At 36.7% G+C, this 17,534-nt stretch carries 17 protein-coding genes; all 17 read right to left on the bottom strand.

The window, feature by feature from the left end; all coding sequences use genetic code 11:
• Window positions 1–202: 202 nt before the first annotated feature.
• The 17 genes from ABC346_RS06885 to pyrG all read right to left on the bottom strand — a co-directional run bounded on the left by ABC346_RS06885 (window position 203) and on the right by pyrG (window position 17,475).
• Window positions 203–1,603: a methyl-accepting chemotaxis protein gene (locus tag ABC346_RS06885; protein ID WP_413234147.1), complete on the bottom strand. Its 1,401-nt coding sequence runs from the start codon at window positions 1,601–1,603 to the stop codon at window positions 203–205.
• A gap of 14 nt (window positions 1,604–1,617) precedes the next feature.
• Window positions 1,618–2,220, bottom strand: a complete 603-nt coding sequence (locus ABC346_RS06880) for a low molecular weight protein arginine phosphatase (protein WP_413234146.1) — start codon at window positions 2,218–2,220, stop codon at window positions 1,618–1,620.
• A 463-nt stretch (window positions 2,221–2,683) separates the two neighbouring features.
• Entirely contained in the window at window positions 2,684–3,232 is a 549-nt protein-coding gene (locus ABC346_RS06875) for a manganese efflux pump MntP (RefSeq protein ID WP_413234145.1), read from the bottom strand.
• A gap of 168 nt (window positions 3,233–3,400) precedes the next feature.
• Window positions 3,401–4,420 carry an L-threonylcarbamoyladenylate synthase gene (locus tag ABC346_RS06870; RefSeq protein WP_413234144.1) on the bottom strand — a complete coding sequence of 340 codons (1,020 nt, stop codon included), beginning with the start codon at window positions 4,418–4,420 and terminating at the stop codon, window positions 3,401–3,403.
• A gap of 176 nt (window positions 4,421–4,596) precedes the next feature.
• Window positions 4,597–4,998 carry a GNAT family N-acetyltransferase gene (locus tag ABC346_RS06865; protein WP_413234143.1) on the bottom strand — a complete coding sequence of 134 codons (402 nt, stop codon included), beginning with the start codon at window positions 4,996–4,998 and terminating at the stop codon, window positions 4,597–4,599.
• 75 nt (window positions 4,999–5,073) lie between these two features.
• Window positions 5,074–5,664: a stage II sporulation protein R gene (gene spoIIR, locus ABC346_RS06860; protein ID WP_413234142.1), complete on the bottom strand. Its 591-nt coding sequence runs from the start codon at window positions 5,662–5,664 to the stop codon at window positions 5,074–5,076.
• 138 nt (window positions 5,665–5,802) lie between these two features.
• Window positions 5,803–6,666 (bottom strand): peptide chain release factor N(5)-glutamine methyltransferase, encoded by an 864-nt coding sequence (gene prmC, locus ABC346_RS06855; RefSeq protein WP_413234141.1) that lies wholly within the window; start codon window positions 6,664–6,666, stop codon window positions 5,803–5,805.
• A 4-nt stretch (window positions 6,667–6,670) separates the two neighbouring features.
• Window positions 6,671–7,741: a peptide chain release factor 1 gene (gene prfA / locus ABC346_RS06850; RefSeq protein WP_413234140.1), complete on the bottom strand. Its 1,071-nt coding sequence runs from the start codon at window positions 7,739–7,741 to the stop codon at window positions 6,671–6,673.
• Window positions 7,742–7,884: 143 nt separating this feature from the next.
• Complete coding sequence (locus ABC346_RS06845) at window positions 7,885–8,508, bottom strand: thymidine kinase (RefSeq protein ID WP_413234139.1); 624 nt, start codon at window positions 8,506–8,508, stop codon at window positions 7,885–7,887.
• Between the two features lie 231 nt (window positions 8,509–8,739).
• A complete protein-coding gene (locus ABC346_RS06840) occupies window positions 8,740–8,985 on the bottom strand; it encodes a type B 50S ribosomal protein L31 (RefSeq protein WP_011067396.1) in 246 nt (81 codons plus the stop codon).
• 163 nt (window positions 8,986–9,148) lie between these two features.
• On the bottom strand, window positions 9,149–10,429 hold the full coding sequence (rho, locus tag ABC346_RS06835; RefSeq protein WP_413234138.1) for a transcription termination factor Rho: 1,281 nt from the start codon (window positions 10,427–10,429) through the stop codon (window positions 9,149–9,151).
• Window positions 10,430–10,816: 387 nt separating this feature from the next.
• Window positions 10,817–11,785 (bottom strand): class II fructose-bisphosphatase, encoded by a 969-nt coding sequence (gene glpX, locus ABC346_RS06830; protein WP_413234137.1) that lies wholly within the window; start codon window positions 11,783–11,785, stop codon window positions 10,817–10,819.
• A 111-nt stretch (window positions 11,786–11,896) separates the two neighbouring features.
• Window positions 11,897–13,183, bottom strand: a complete 1,287-nt coding sequence (gene murA / locus ABC346_RS06825; protein ID WP_413234136.1) for a UDP-N-acetylglucosamine 1-carboxyvinyltransferase — start codon at window positions 13,181–13,183, stop codon at window positions 11,897–11,899.
• A 121-nt stretch (window positions 13,184–13,304) separates the two neighbouring features.
• The gene (gene fsa / locus ABC346_RS06820; RefSeq protein ID WP_413234135.1) at window positions 13,305–13,946 is read right to left on the bottom strand and encodes a fructose-6-phosphate aldolase; all 642 of its coding nucleotides are present in this window, start codon (window positions 13,944–13,946) and stop codon (window positions 13,305–13,307) included.
• An 83-nt stretch (window positions 13,947–14,029) separates the two neighbouring features.
• Complete coding sequence (gene fba, locus ABC346_RS06815; protein WP_413234134.1) at window positions 14,030–14,884, bottom strand: class II fructose-1,6-bisphosphate aldolase; 855 nt, start codon at window positions 14,882–14,884, stop codon at window positions 14,030–14,032.
• Window positions 14,885–14,998: 114 nt separating this feature from the next.
• Entirely contained in the window at window positions 14,999–15,358 is a 360-nt protein-coding gene (locus ABC346_RS06810; RefSeq protein WP_413234133.1) for a response regulator, read from the bottom strand.
• A 506-nt stretch (window positions 15,359–15,864) separates the two neighbouring features.
• Window positions 15,865–17,475 (bottom strand): CTP synthase, encoded by a 1,611-nt coding sequence (pyrG, locus tag ABC346_RS06805; RefSeq protein WP_413234132.1) that lies wholly within the window; start codon window positions 17,473–17,475, stop codon window positions 15,865–15,867.
• Window positions 17,476–17,534 lie beyond the last annotated feature (59 nt).

The following is a 17,534-nucleotide window of genomic DNA, read 5'->3' as shown; positions in this document are numbered from 1 at the left end:
TTCACCTAACTTCTTCCAAAGTCAAGAAACTTTTCATCAGTAACGATGTCTAGCTCAGCGTCTACCACTAGCGAAAATTAGAATAAAAATAGCCATACCATGTCATATGACACATTCTCCTATGCCCTATGAAACATAAGTTTTTCCATTGCTAGTAGGGTGCTTGCGCCTTTGTTATAAGCATACCATGATTTTTGTTAATTTACGAAACTTCTTTATTCCTATTTTTCTCCAAAGTAGATTCACTTTTTTCTAGATAAGATTCTTCCTGTTCTGTCTCAAAAGGCTTGATATTACTTTGTACTTCATGTTTTCTTACCTTAAATTGGTTAATTTGTGATTTTAGATTATCCGCATGTTGTTCCATTTCATGAGCTAATTGATCGACTTGCTCCATTGTTATTACTTGTTCTTGAATAGCAGCATTGACTTCTTCAGTTCCTGCTGATGTTTCTTCTGCAATAGCTGCAACCTCTTGTGATTGTTGTACCGTATTTTGGATAGAATGAAGCTGTTGATCTACTAATTGATGAATTGTTTCAATTTCATTCGCAACATCCGTAATGGAATCAGCCATCTCTTCAATTGTACGGTTCGTTCCTTCTCCTTGTTTTGCTTCTTCCTTTGCATACTCCACGTTCTCATTGATTTTTTCTACTACCTGCGTAACATCATGCTGAATAGCTCCGATTAATTCTGATATTTGCTGCACTGCTTGAGCACTTTGATCAGCTAGTTTACGAATTTCCTCTGCAACAACAGCAAAGCCTTTTCCATGCTCACCTGCACGCGCTGCTTCTATCGATGCATTTAGTGCTAGAAGATTTGTTTGTTCCGCAATTTCTCCAACTAATGTAATGATTGTTTCTACTTGTTTTGCATTTTGTTTTAAATGATCGACATCTTTTAATGATAATTCTTGTTCATTTGTCAATTTCTGAATACCAGTTACTAACTGTCCAACCACTCGTTGACTTTCCTGCAAGGTAGTAAGCATTGACTTTGATTTATCGGTAGATTGTTCTGCTTTTTCTTGCACTTTTTGAGCCAAGTCGGTAGCTAATTCTACCGATGCTGCAGTTTGTTGTGTAGCTTCCGACGAACTCTCAGCTCCGTTTGAAATATCAATGATAGATTGTCCTATAGCTGTCGAATGTTGAGATGCTGTATGTGATGCATTCTTTAATTGAACAACTGTCTCATTCGTTTTTTCGAAATGCGCATCAATGTTATGTACCATTCGATTCAAATTTTGTAACATACCATTGACTGCTAATGAGAGCGAGCGGATTTCATCGTCCGAGCGAGGTATATGCACTTGTTGATCTAAATTTCCTAGAGATGCCTCCGTTGCAACTTTTTCTAGACTTTCCATTGGTTTCGTAATCCATTTAGCCGCAAAAAAGGCGAGTAATCCAGACCAAAAAATACCTAGTAATAAGATGATAGTCAAATATAACTCATCAGAAATACTCCAGAATTGCTGTACATAATCATTCACTACATAAATAAATAAAGCACTAAATCCATAAGTAATAATTGCTAATACAGTTATTAAAATAACAAGTTTTAAGCGCAGACTGAACCGATACTTTTTCTTCATAATTTCCTCCTACATTACGTATGTTTTTGAACAAAAAGGTCTATGCAGTCTTCAATTTCTTTCATCGTATTACGATATAGGTCTAAACCACCACCAAATGGATCAGAAATATCGTAATTGATTAGTTTGGATTCTAAATGCTGAATATCATTCATTTCTCGCTGAAATTCCTTAGCGACCAGTTGATGTAGCTGAAAGTTATTCATTGTATGCTGATGTTTATGAATAAATATAGAGCGCTTTTCTTCTAAATCAGCATAGGCCTTTTGTATCTGTCCCCATATTTCTTTATCGGCTTCTGACACATATTCTTTAAGGGTAAAATACTTATCTTGTTGTTCTGGAAATTGGATAATTAGCGATTGTTTATGTGAAGTAGTCATCGTAAGGACAATATCTGCCCATTCCAGTAACTCCTCACTTACTGATTGAGAATAATGATGCATATCAATTCCTTTTTCAGATAATGCTTGAATGGTCTGATTTGACGCAGGGTTATGATCCATTGCTGTCGTTCCTGCTGACTTCACATTCAATGTAGGCATCTTACTTTTTAACAACGCCTCTGCCATCGGGCTTCTGCAAGTATTTCCTGTACATACAAATAAAACATTCATAAATAACCCTCCACTTATTCTATAAACAACAATATATCATAGGATGCATGTAAACGTGCCAGTTTAACTTTAGTTGTAAAGCCATTATACCCTACTAAAATAGAACTATAAATGACATTTATAGTTCTAGTTCTTTCCCACGTTTAATTATTATCTTAAGCATGTCGTTAATTATTCAATTTAATCATGTGAGTCTATTTCATAAAATAAGATATTTCGAATAAAATCTTAAATGTTGCGCTGTTTGATTTTCATTGCAGACGGCGCTTTTAAGCAGGCACCGGTTTTTAGCTAACGCTCCCTGTTCTGAGCAGGAGTCGCCGTCTTCCATTACAATCAAAGTTATAATTCGACGACAATTATATAAGTATTCCCGCTAGTAATAAGACTCTAATAAAATATTCGATTTTTGGATGTAACTTAGCAATTAGCGGTAAAGTTACTCATCCAATCCACTCATATACTAACTAAATAAAATAAATATACCGAATCCGCAAAGTATGCTTCCTCCAAGTAGTTCACTGTACATCCCTAAAAACCTATACACTTTTCGCCCAATTAACATCCCTAACCATGTGACAAAACAGCTGATAAGACCGAAGGAAAACAGCGTAATAAGGATTTGAACACCAGATATTCCTAGTCCCAGTCCAACAGTAAAACTATCTAAACTAACACTAAAAGCAATCACCCATAGCCCAATTCCCACAGGTTGCCAACGAAATCCTTCCGTTAATCGAAACGCAGAAAAAAACATATGCGCACCTATTAAAAATAGTAATACACCGCTAGCAAGTGATGTCCATTGACCAATTTGCTCAGAAATAACTTGTCCAAGCAGCATACCAGCTAAAGGCATTAACATATGTAAGAATCCAATTGTTAACCCAATATATGCAATCCTTTTTAACCGTAATTGTTGCATTCCTAGACCTAAACTAACTGAAAATCCATCCATACTTAAACCAACTGCTAATAAAAAGATTGATATAATTTCCGTTGAAAAAGGCATTCAATTTCCCCCCAGGACATGCTAATAAAACTATATGCATGAATAAGAAAGCTTATGAATGCCTGTCTAATAATATTTTTAGTTACATTGCATCCAATGGGTAAAACAACTCAATCAATATATGGAAAAATTACATGTTGAAAAAAATTACCCTTCATTCCAGCACCTTTACTTAATTGTCGAGTCAGAAGCTTTACGTAATCGATTCATAATTGCCTGTCCAATTCCATTCTCCGGAAAAGACTCACATAAAATAATATCTACCGCTTGTTGTTTAAAATGACGTAAGCCATCGTAAAGACTTGAAGCAATCTCCTCCATCGAATCGCCTAGTGGATAGATATTGTCATGAGATAATTGATCTGCAACTTGATTGGAACATAATACACCAACTCTATGATTGTGTTGTTGTTCTTTCACAATCAACGCTTGGAACCCATTACTATCCCCTTCAAAAACCCATAATGGAACTTCAGGTGCATAATGCTTATACTTCATTCCTGGTGATTTTGGCTTCCCTTCACCATCTATAATCCCCGGATCTACCATAACGTGACCAACGACATTCTCCAAATTCTCTTTCGTAACTCCACCTGGACGAAGTATCACAGGAATCGCTTGTGTACAATCTATAACAGTGGATTCTAACCCAACTCCTGTTGGTCCACCATCAACGAGTCCTGCAATTCTTCCTTTTAGATCATCAAAAACATGATCAGCTGTTGTCGGACTAGGTTTTCCAGAAATATTAGCACTCGGTGCTGCAATCGGGATGTCTACTTCTTTTAATAATTGTAACGCTATCGGATGATTCGGTATACGTACACCAATTGTATCCAGTCCTGCTGTTACGTTCGATGCACATGTCCCATTGCTTGGTAATATAAACGTAAGTGGACCAGGAGAGAAGACATCAATTAATTTATCCACATAGGCAGGTATTGAGGTAACTAGGCGTTGTAATTGTTCTTTTGTAGCTACATGAGCGATAAGTGGATTATCTTCCGGCCTGCCCTTCGCTTTAAATATGTTAGAAACCGCTTGTTGATTAGTGGCATCTGCACCTAATCCGTACACTGTCTCTGTCGGGAAAGCTACTGTTTGACCTGATTGCAACATAGCTGCAGCTTCCCTAATATCATCTGGATTCTTCTTTATATCATTCATATTCCATCGTTTCGTAGTCATTCTGTAACCTCTTTTCTACGTTTCTATTTTAGTAGAAGCCGACTAGAAACGCAAAAAAGTGGATAACCCGTCATGGTTATCCACTTTTCCACACAGATTTATCCACATGTATAATTTTATGCACAGATTATTCGCATTTATACACAGTCCCCTGTGTATATTGTGTGTAAATCCAGTTATGATACGTTATATGTCCACCAATTTCCTTTTTTATGCTGCTCTATTTTCCTTACTTCAATTTGTTCTTCACGCTTAAACTGCAAGGCTTCTAGAAGTATATCCACAACTGGTTGATTACTATGCACATATACACACTTTGCTTCTATCTTTCTTGCAATTACTAATATTCCTTCCAATAATACTGGAAGTTTTCTTGCCTCCGATTGAGTTATATACAATTGTTTTAACCAATAAGCATTATCTTCGATTGGTTTTAAAACAAAACACCCATCAATCCTTCCATTCATCTCTACTACATATCCATGTGAAAATAGGAGATCCTTCGATACATTTTCATTTCTTTCGAGAAAATCATTCACTGCCTGCTGTTCCGCTTCTTCTACTTTGAAAATTTGCATATGATCACCTCTATTAAAAGTTTAGTAGATAATTTTTCATCTAATTAATGTTAGTCTATGCAAATAATAGAGGAACTATGACCATCCTAACCATTCAAATAAAAAGAATTTTACTTCTGTCTCCTCTTCTTCTACTTCTTGCTCCTCGCCTTCAGCTGCCACAGATGTTCCATTGAAAAAATCGAGAAAGCATAGAGGCGGGAATAACACACACCACCAATTCGAACCTGAACCTTCTCCCAGCGTTACTAGAATTGCTTCATATTCTCCAGCTGGATATAAATAGTTCCCATATAATTTTGCAGGGAATGATATGTTTTTGCCATATTCCACAGCGTATTCAACTTCTTCATCTTCTTCGATTAACACTTCATCCACCACTGTTTCTAGTTCTGAGATTCTAGTTTGAATCAGTTTCCTAGCTTCATCTATATCATCAATATCTTTCACCCATTCTGTCACAACTTCGTTAATCTCATCTCGAACTTTGTGTTTTATTTCTTGATCTCTATCACTATCACTATTTGCTAAAATACGAAGACGAATCGCTTCATCTGGTATAACTTGATATCCTTCATCTTCTAAAGAACTAGATGTAAAAGCAACTAACGGTATCAGAAAAAATAATCCTACTAATAATCCAAATAAGAGCAAAAGCTTTTTCATTAAAAAATCTCCCTTCCATCTGTTCATCAACAGTCTGGACAAGGAGATAATTATTTATACTATGAACCTATTATTTTTTTCTTTAGATAATAGGAAAGTTTCAAGAGTCCACTAACAACCACTCTTGGAACTCTATTTTTATCTCTTTATAACATACGCTAATAGAATTCTGTCTTTTTGATTGATATCTTTTATTGTGAATACTTCTCTTAAAGGTAGATTCTGCCTAATCATATTTGTAATCGTTGCAGCTTGATCAAATCCTATTTCAAAAGCTAACATCGATTGCTCTGATAATTTCATGGTTTTCATTTGTCTTAAAATAGCATGATACGCAGCTAAGCCATTACTCTCTGCAAATAATGCTAAATCAGGGTCAAAGTTCTTTACTGTATCTTGTAATTCATCAGATTGTGACCAAGGTATATACGGCGGATTGGAAACAATAATATCTGCCGTTTGATCCATATCCACAAACGGCTCTATGAAGTTCCCTTGTAAAAAGGTTACATCTGCTTGCATTGCATCTGCATTTCTTTTTGCAACCGATAATGCTTTTTCCGAAATATCCGTCGCATAAACTCGTGATCCAGGAAGCTCAAGCGCTAATGTTATTGCAATTACTCCACTACCAGTCCCAACATCGACAATGGTTAGAGGTTTATCCATTGTCTTCGCCTGTTGGATTACTTGTTGGACTAATTCTTCTGTTTCTGGACGAGGAATTAATACATGTTGATTTACTTCAAATTCACGACCATAGAAATGTTCTACTTTCGTTAAGTGTTGAACTGGAACACCTGTCTCAACGTGTGTAAAGATGTCTTTTTCAAATGCTTTAATGGTATTCTCGTCAATCGGATCTCTCCATCTCATTAACAATTGTTCTTTTGTTATTTGTAAATGATGTAACAAGAGAATCTCTGCTACTTTTGGCTCGCGCCCGGCCTTTTCTAAAAAAAGAGAAGCCCGTTGAAGGACTTCATAACATTTATCGCTCATTTAATTACTCACCTATTTGCTCTAATTTTTTCGTTTGTTCTTCCATTACTAAAGCATCGATAAACTCATCTAATTTCCCTTGCATAATTTGGTCTAATTTTTGAATGGTTAAACCAATTCGGTGATCCGTTACACGGTTTTGCGGGAAATTATACGTGCGGATACGTTCGGAACGGTCTCCTGATCCAACCGCAGATTTACGATTTTCATCATACTCTGCTTGTGCTTCTTGTTGGAACTTATCGTAGATACGTGCACGTAATACTTTCATTGCTTTTTCTTTATTTTTTATTTGTGATTTCTCATCTTGAATCGATACAACAATACCGGTTGGCACATGGGTTAGACGAACCGCAGACATTGTCGTATTTACACTCTGCCCTCCAGGTCCACTAGAAGCAAACGTATCGACACGGATATCCTTATCATGCACTTCTACTTCTACCTCTTCCGCTTCCGGAAGCACAGCTACGGTTGCTGTTGAAGTATGTATACGCCCACCAGATTCTGTTTCTGGAACTCGCTGCACACGGTGAGCTCCATTTTCATATTTTAGCTTCGAATAAACATCCGATCCATTAATCATAAAGATGACCTCTTTATAACCGCCTACACCTGTAGAACTTGCTTCCATGACATCAATTTTCCACCCCTGGTGTTCCGCATAACGAGAATACATGCGATATAAATCTCCCGCAAATAAAGCAGCCTCATCGCCACCCGCTGCACCACGAATCTCCATAAATACGTTCTTATCATCATTCGGGTCTTTTGGTAATAGAAGAATCTTCATACTGGACTCTAATTCTTCTTTACGTCCGCTAAGCTCGGATATTTCTAATTTCACCATTTCATACATTTCAGCATCTAATTTATCTTCCATCATTTCTTTTGCATCCGTCAATTGTTCGGTGACCTCTTTATATTCACGATAAGCTTGAACAACATCTTCTAAGCCAGATTGCTCTTTGGAATATTCACGAAGTTTTTTGGAATCATTGATAACTTCCGGGTCACTAAGCATTTCATTTAATTTATTATATCTGTCCTCTAACGATTGTAAACGATCTAACATCGGACATACACCTCTTTCTGATTAACAGTATCATTATAGTATATGGGAGTCGCCTGGTCAATTGACCGTCAATGTTAAGCTAACACATAAAAAGGATAGTATAAGTTTTCTCGTTACTTACCTATCCATTCTTATTTTTTCTATTAACTTTTTAAGGCATCCCATGATTTCGTTGCAAAATTATTTTCTGGACGAAAAGGGACTTCATGATGATGTCTGCATCTAGGTTCATAAGATTCAGAAGCGCCTACTAAAATGATAGGGTCATTATACGAAGCTGGTTTACCGTCAATAAGTCGTTGTGTACGACTTGCAGGTGAGCCACATATCGGACAAATGGCATTTAATTTTGTTACGGATTCTGCTAATGCCATAATTTTTGGTACGGGTTCGAAAGGTTCTCCACGAAAATCTAAATCAAGGCCTGCTATTATTACACGGACACCTCGGTTTGCCAGTTCTTCTATTACATCTACGACATTATTATCAAAGAATTGAACTTCGTCAATACCTACAATTTCTACATGTTCATCAACATCTTCTAATATTTCAACCGCATCGTGAATTGGACGTGCCATTGTGGATGTTCCATCATGTGACACAATTGCTTTATCATCATAGCGATCATCGATTGCTGGTTTATACACTCTTACGTTAATATGGGCATATGTCGCACGACGTACTCGACGAATTAATTCTTCTGATTTCCCAGAAAACATACTGCCGCAAATTAATTCTACCCAGCCATTTTGTTTCATTACATACATGTGAAGATCCCCTCTCAAGATATTCCTTCGCACGAGGTTGCACAAAAAGTCCGTTGAAACGACCTCCTTTTGAACACGCACTCGCAAGTATATGTAGATGATATATATTTCATCCCGTCATCATATGTAGCTTATTTTAACAATAATGAAAGTAAAAAAACAGGCAAAATTAGACATTTTGCCTGCCTTTTTTAGGAAGCGTTCAACGTAAACTTACGTTGAGTAGCATTCTTATTGAAGATTATATTTTTTCTTAAAGCGATCCACACGTCCACCGACTTTATCAGCTTTTTGCTTACCAGTGTAGAACGGGTGAGAATCAGAACTGATTTCCACTTTAATTAATGGGTATGTGTTTCCATCTTCCCATTCAATTGTTTCATCAGATCCTTTAGTAGAACCACTCAAGAATTTGAAATTCGTACTAGTATCTAGAAATACTACTTTTTTGTACTCTGGATGGATATCCTTTTTCATTGTATTTCCGCTCCTTTTTGCCCTGAATCCCTTGGAAACAGAGTTATTGTAAGAGTCGTCATAGGCGGTTGGGTACACCTTTTCTAAACTCACATAGAAAGATTATAACAGTCTCCGGTTCTAAATGCAACAAGAGGATGTTTTTCATTTTATTAAATTAGAACTATCTGGACATCCCTTTACGTTTCATTTCTTCTCCCATTAATTGAAGAAATTCTTCATTACTTTTCGATTGTTTCAATCGTTTTAAGAAACGATCTAAGAAATCATGGGAATCCTGCATCGTTTTACGAATTGCCCACATTTTATCGAGGTGGCTTTTATCTACTAGTAACTCTTCTTTACGTGTTCCCGAACGCATAATATCTATTGCTGGGAAAATACGTCGATCGGCTAGATGACGATCGAGATGCAATTCCATATTACCTGTACCTTTGAATTCTTCATAGATGACGTCATCCATTCGTGATCCGGTATCAACAAGAGCAGTTGCAAGAATTGTAAAACTACCACCCTCTTCAATATTACGTGCAGCACCAAAGAATCGTTTTGGACGGTGAAATGCTGCAGGGTCAATACCACCTGAAAGCGTTCGCCCACTAGGAGGAATAACTAGGTTATACGCTCTTGCTAGACGAGTAATACTATCCATAAGTACAATTACATCACGTTTGTGTTCAACTAAACGCATCGCACGTTCTAATACTAATTCTGAAACCTTAATATGACTTTCTGGAACTTCGTCAAAAGTAGAGCTAACAACATCTACGTCGGCTGAAACAGAGCGTTCAATATCTGTTACTTCCTCTGGACGTTCATCCACCAATAGAATAATTAGTTTTGCATGAGGATGATTTTTAGAAATACTGTTAGCAATTTCTTTGATTAACATTGTCTTCCCAGCTTTTGGTGGAGCTACAATTAATCCACGCTGACCAAATCCAACTGGAGTCATTAAGTCCATAATTCTTGTAGATAGTTGATTCGTCTTTGTCTCAAGTTGCATCGTACGATTTGGATATAAAGCTGTTAATGCAGGAAAATGAACACGTTCTTTTGATGAATCAGGATCTTCATCATTAACTGCGTCAACATGAAGTAATCCATAATATCTTTCATTTTCTTTAGGAGGACGTACCTTACCTGAAACTTTATCACCATTTCTTAAATCAAATCGACGTATTTGGGAAGCAGAAATATAAATATCTTCTGCACTTGGAGAATAATTAATTGGACGAAGAAAACCAAATCCTTCTGAAGGTATAATTTCAAGGATGCCATCCATAAATAAAAAACCATCTTTTTCCGCTTGTGCTTTTAAAATAGCAAAAATTAGTTCTTTTTTTGTCAGCTTAGCATAATAAGAAACTTTATACTCCTTAGCCAACGCATAAATTTCTTTTAATGTCATTGTCTCTAAATTAGAGATTGTTAATGTTTCCACTAAATCACCACGCCTGTCTAAATTCTTGTTTTATTACATATTTTAAAATATTTACTTTTACTAAAAACGCATATTTCCTATTGATTGTCCATCTAAATTGGAAGGTTACTAGAAGATTATTTGAGTTTAACAGAAGCTATTCGAAGTTGTTTTTATGTTCTTAGTTGTATTCAACCAGACTAACCTATTCTTGCCTATATTAAACATCTATTATCATACTCTTTTAGAAGTAAAGATTCAATAGACTTTTTTGTCAAATATTAGAGGAAATTTTGGAAAGGGAATTAAAAATGTAAAAGCTGTCCCCAAAAATCTGTCGATTGTGTTTTTGCAGAGGTTAAAATTCTACGAACAATCGTATTTTTGAGAACACCTTCTGTATTTAAATTATGGTTTAATTACAAGATCTGGTTTTTTCTGTAAACTGTGTGTGCCATCAATGAAACGTACAGTTCCACTTTTTGCACGCATTACTAATGTAGATGTCGTTGCTTTTTTCCCTTTAAACTGAACACCTTTGAGTAATTCTCCGTCTGTAACACCCGTGGCAGCAAAAATAGCATCGTCTCCACTACAAAAGTCATTCATATAAAATACTTTATTTAAATCGGTAATCCCCATATCATGGCATCGTTGGATTTCTTCATCATTCGATGGTAATAACTTCCCTTGGAGTTCTCCACCTAAACATTTTAATGCCGCTGATGCTAAAACACCTTCTGGAGCACCACCAGAACCTAGCAGAATATCTACACCAGTATCATCAAAAGCAGTATTAATTGCCGCTGCTACATCACCATTCGGAATTAACTTAATTCTCGCACCAGAAGCACGAATCTCATCAATCAATTTTTGATGACGTGGACGATCGAGAACTGTAGCTACCACATCTTCAATCGATTTATTTTTTGCTTTCGCTACTGCCTTGAGATTATCAACTACTGGAGCGTTAATATCAATTTTTCCAACAGCATCTGGACCAACTGCTATTTTTTCCATATACATATCTGGTGCATGTAATAATGTTCCTCTATCAGCAATAGCAATAACAGCTAAGGCATTCCATGTTCCTTGAGCTACAATTTCTGTACCTTCTAACGGGTCTACTGCTACATCCACTCCAGGACCGTATCCAGTACCTAATTTTTCACCGATATAAAGCATCGGTGCTTCGTCCATTTCACCTTCACCAATTACTACTGTACCATCCATTGGTATGGTATCAAATACCGTACGCATTGCAGTAGTTGCTGCATCATCAGCTTCATCTTTAACACCTCTACCCATCCAGCGAGCAGATTGTAATGCTGCAGCTTCCGTCACACGTACTAACTCCATCGATAAACTTCTTTCCATTTCAAACATCTCCCTTTTTCTTTTAATAGAGGTTGTACAAAATTTATCTTTTTGGACAGACCTTTATCAAATACTCATCCCATCAAGTATTTATGGATATGTGAAATGGCATTACATATTTTGATCTTGCATTATCTCTACATCTGTCATTTCTTCACGCCAAATTTTCGCGCCTAATGTTGATAACTTTTCTGTTAATTTTTCATATCCTCTATCTATATGATCCAGCCCTGTTATTTCTGTAACTCCATCAGCTAACAGACCAGCAATTATCAGTGATGCTCCTGCACGAAGGTCACTAGCTTTTACTTTTGCTCCTTCTAACTGAACCGGTCCTGATACAATAACCGATCCACCTTCCACCTTAATAACTGCATTCATTCGACGTAACTCATCGATGTGCTTTAATCTAGCGGAATAAATGGTGTCTGTTATTACACCAGAATGGCTTGCTTGTGTTAGTAAAGAAGTAAACGGTTGTTGTAAATCCGTTGGAAAGCCAGGATATACTAGCGTTTTAATATCTACACTCTTTAGTGGTCGGTTTCTTGCAATATATAGTTGTTCGTCGCTTTCTTCCACGGTTACATCCATTTCACGTAACTTTGCAATCAGTGATTCCAAATGCTGCGGGATTACATTATCAATTATCACTTCTTTACCTTTAGCTGCTGCAGCAATTGCATACGTTCCTGCCTCAATACGATCAGGGATAATGGTATGACGACAACCATGTAAAGAAGGCACACCATCGATACGTATCACGTCAGTACCTACACCTTTAATTTTTGCTCCCATATTCGTCAGTAATGTTGCTACATCGATAATTTCTGGCTCTTTCGCGGCGTTCTCAATGGTAGTTCTTCCTTTTGCTTTTACTGCTGCCAGCATAATATTTATCGTTGCACCAACACTAACAACGTCAAGATAGATACGCGCTCCACGTAGTTCGTTTGCTCGCAGATAAATCGCACCTTGTTCATTAGTAACCTCTGCACCTAGTGCTTCAAAACCTTTGATATGCTGATCAATTGGACGAGGTCCTAAAAAACAACCACCTGGTAAACCAATTACTGCCTTGTTAAACTTACCAAGCATTGCACCCATAAAATAATAAGAGGCACGAAGTTTTTTGACCTTACCATTTGGTAAAGGCATTGCCATCATCTTTTCAGGATGAATCGTTATATCTTGTCCGTCTCTAGAAACACTGCCACCAATTTCTTCAAGTAAATCCCCTAAGGTATCTACATCAGAAATTTCAGGAAGACCTTCAATCGTTACTGCTGAGTCTGCCAGTATTGCAGCGGGAAGTAAAGCAACTGCACTATTCTTTGCTCCGCTTATTCGAACTTGGCCATTTAAATCATGACCACCTTCAATTAATAATTTTTGCATATGAAAACCTCATTCCTAAAGAGGTGTTCTTCGTTGAACACACTGTATGTTGTTAGTAGGATTTTTCACTAAAAACGTCTTTACCTTTAGTATTGTTTCCTAATTTACCAAATACATGTAATTATTTCTGTTTATTCCAATCATCTAGGAATTTTTGAATTCCTTGATCTGTAAGTGGATGCTTCACAAGCTGTTCCAATACTTTATAAGGAATAGTCGCAATATGTGCCCCATTAAGTGCAGCATCAGTTACATGAAGTGGGTGACGAATAGATGCGGCAATAATTTCTGTGGACACATTGTGTCGATCGAAAATTTCTGCGATGGTAGAAATTAGAGTCATTCCATCTTGTCCAATATCATCTAAACGTCCTAAAAATGGAGATACATAAGTTGCACCGGCACGCGCCGCTAGTAATGCTTGGTTCGCATTAAAAATAAGTGTTACATTCGTTTTGATATTTAATTCACTAAAGACTTTAACAGCTTTTAATCCTTCTAATGTCATTGGAACTTTTACTGTAATGTTAGGAGCAATTGCCGCTAACTCCTTACCTTCTTCTATCATACCTTCTGCATCTTCAGCAATAACTTCTGCACTTACAGAACCAGGTACTTCTTTTGTAATCTCGCGTAAACGATCGTGGAAAGAAACTCCTTCTTTAGCAACTAAACTCGGGTTTGTTGTCACACCTGCTAGTATTCCTAATGAATTCGCTGCACGAATATCATCAATATTAGCTGTATCGATAAAAAATTTCATTACAAATCCTCCCTGCTATTTATTTAGTAAAAATTGTTGGAAAAGCTGCACCATTGGTACAGCTCTTCGTTTCAATTATGTTATTATGCTTGGTTAGAAGAACCAAATTCACGCATTTTACCTTTTACAGTTTCTTTAATCGCTTCTGTTCCTGGACCTAAGTATTTACGTGGGTCATAGAGGTTTGGTTTTTCTTCTAATGTTTTTCGTACTGCTCTTGTTTGAGCTAATTGATTTTCCGTATTTACATTAATTTTAGCAGTTCCTAAAGAAATAGCTTTCTGAATATCCTTTGTTGGGATTCCAGTTCCACCATGAAGTACTAAAGGTACATTAACTGCATTTAGAATTTCTTCCATTTCTTTAAATCCTAAGTTTGGTTCACCTTGATATTCCCCATGCACAGAACCTAGTGCTGGAGCTAAGCAATCTATTTCTGCCTCTTTTACAAGACGTTGACATTCCTCTAGATCAGCATACTTAATTCCACCGATGACTCCATCTTCTTCTCCACCAACAGTTCCAACTTCAGCTTCTACTGAAACGCCATGGATTTGTGCTAATTCCACAACTTTTCCTGTAACTGCGATGTTCTCTTCGATTGAAGAATGAGATCCGTCAATCATAACAGAAGTAAAACCAGCATGGATTGCTTCTGCACATTTTTGGAAGCTAGATCCATGATCCAAATGAATTGCTACAGGTACAGTTGTACCATAAGATTCCATCAATGATTTCACCATAGCAACGACTACGTTGAAACCACCCATATATTTTCCAGCTCCTTCAGAAACACCAAGAATAACTGGTGACTTCTCTTCTTCCGCAGCTTGAAGAATAGCTTGTACATACTCTAGGTTGTTTATATTAAACTGACCTACTGCATAACCATTCTCTTTACCTTTTTCTAGCATTTCCTTCATTGATACTAAAGGCATGAAAAGTTCCTCCTTATATTTACATAGCAATAAAAAACATCATCATTTTTATTACATTATAAGAATACCAAGTACCAGTCTCTGGTGCAACAAGTTAGATTCATTCTATCTCTATTAATCGTCTAATATGTCTTCTACATCGGCGCACAATTCATTTAAATTAAAAGGTTTTGATATTAATTTTTCAACCTTATAGTCCGCTAATTCTTCTTGTATACTTTCAGCCATTCCACTCATTACTACAATCTTTGTATGGTTTTTATCGGAGTTCATCTGTTTAATAACCTCCTTACCATCCAACACAGGAAGTTTATAATCTAAAATCACTAAATCATATAATTTCTCACTTAGCTTATCGATTGCATCTTTTCCAGTTCCTGCAAGGGATACTGCATACCCTTTATCTGATAATACTTCACTTAATAACATTCTGATACCTGGTTGATCATCTACTACTAAGATTGAATTTCCCATAATCATTCTCCCCCTGTGTGTTATTTCCTGTAATTATAAAATTCGATGACTACAAAAAATAATCCTGCTATTTCGAAAAAGAGTTTTTATAAACATATTGCTAAAAATTGGTAAAAATATATTTTAATTTTACCAATTTATACAGGAAAATAGTAGCAAAAAATTCTCAGTTACTTATAATTACTGTTGCTCGTATTTACTTTATAAAGTGGAACTTCATTCTGTTGGGGTTTTGTTCTTCCCCCACTTGAATGACTGAATAAAGGCGCGAGCGCTCGCTTAGCAACGTAGCGAGTGCCCCTGTTTTTTAGAGTGGAAGTTGGAACAAAAAAATTTACGTAAAAGATAAATTCGAATGAATGACTTTCAAGTCAGGGGGGGGGATTGTGTACTGGAGTTGCATAGCCGTTTCTACCTAAGAACGATTTGAAGTCCAAATTCTTATACTTTACTTATCTTGTAAAAAAAAGCTGTTCAAATAAAATTTGAACAGCCTTTTGATAAACTTATTGACCTTTACGATATTCAACGGAAGCGCCGATAAAGCCTTTAAATAAGCTTTGTGCGCGAGTTGGACGTGAAGTAAACTCTGGGTGGAATTGACAAGCTACAAACCATGGATGATCTTTCACTTCAATTGTTTCAACTAAGCGGCCATCTGGGCTTGTACCAGAAAATACAAATCCTTTTTCCGACATTTGATCTCTATATACATTATTAAATTCATAACGATGACGATGTCTTTCTTCAATAACATCAGCTCCGTCGTAAGCTTCTTTCGCTTTTGTACCATCTACAAGTTTACAAGGATAAGCACCTAAGCGAAGTGTACCGCCTAAATCCTCGATATCCTTCTGTTCTGGTAATAAATCAATCACTGGATGCGGTGTATGTGGATCAATTTCCGCTGAATGAGCTTGAGACAGCCCAACCACGTTACGAGCGAATTCAACAGAAGCTAATTGCATCCCTAGGCAAATTCCAAAGAATGGAATGTTGTTTTCACGAGCATAACGAATTGCTTCAATTTTTCCGTCAATACCACGATCTCCAAATCCACCAGGAACTAATACACCATCCACTTTAGATAGTTCTTCATTGATTTGCTCTTTGGATAATAACTCTGAGTTAATCCAATGAATTTTCACATCAGCGTCATAGTCGTATCCAGCATGTTTTAATGACTCAACAACAGATAAATAAGCATCTGGAAGCTCTACATACTTACCAACAAGACCAATATGAGTTGTTTTACTCAGGTTACGTACTTTATTCACAAGGCCCTTCCATTCTTCCATATCTGCTTCTTGACAATCAAGACCAAAATGATTACAAGTAATTTGATCTAGCTTTTCTTCTTGTAACGCAATCGGTACTTGATAAAGTGTATCCGCATCACGCATTTCGATAACAGATTTATCATCAATATCACAGAATAAAGCAATCTTTTCTTTCATGTCTTTGCTTATAGCCATTTCTGTACGCAAAACAATCGCATCTGGTTGAATTCCAAGTGAGCGTAATTCTTTCACACTGTGTTGCGTTGGTTTAGTTTTCATTTCGCCTGCTGCTTTAATGTAAGGTACGAGTGTACAATGTACATACATAACACTGTCACGACCAACATCACTTTTTATTTGGCGAATTGCTTCAAGGAAAGGTAGAGATTCAATATCCCCAACTGTTCCACCAATTTCCGTAATAACTACATCTGCACCTGTTGCTTCACCTGCTCGAAACACTTGATCTTTAATCTCATTCGTTATATGAGGAATTACTTGAACAGTACCACCAAGATAATCTCCGCGACGTTCCTTACGGATAACGCTAGAATAAACTTTTCCTGTTGTAATGTTACTGTATTTGTTCAAGTTAATATCAATAAAGCGTTCATAATGACCTAAGTCTAAGTCTGTTTCCGCTCCATCATGCGTTACAAATACTTCACCATGTTGATAAGGACTCATTGTTCCAGGATCCACATTAATATACGGATCAAATTTTTGGATAGTCACACTTAATCCACGGTTTTTCAGTAAGCGACCTAATGATGCTGCTGTTATTCCTTTACCTAGAGAAGATACTACCCCTCCAGTAACGAAGATATACTTTGTCACGTTCCTCATCCTTCTTTCTATCTATGATATTTTATTATTCCTAGTATGGCTAAAGGGGA

Origin of the sequence: Oceanobacillus phoenicis, assembly GCF_047238145.1 — a bacterium.
Classification (GTDB): Bacteria; Bacillota; Bacilli; order Bacillales; family Amphibacillaceae; genus Oceanobacillus.
The sequence above is the reverse complement of the archived record's forward strand: the minus strand, read 5'-3'. Positions and strand labels throughout refer to the sequence as shown.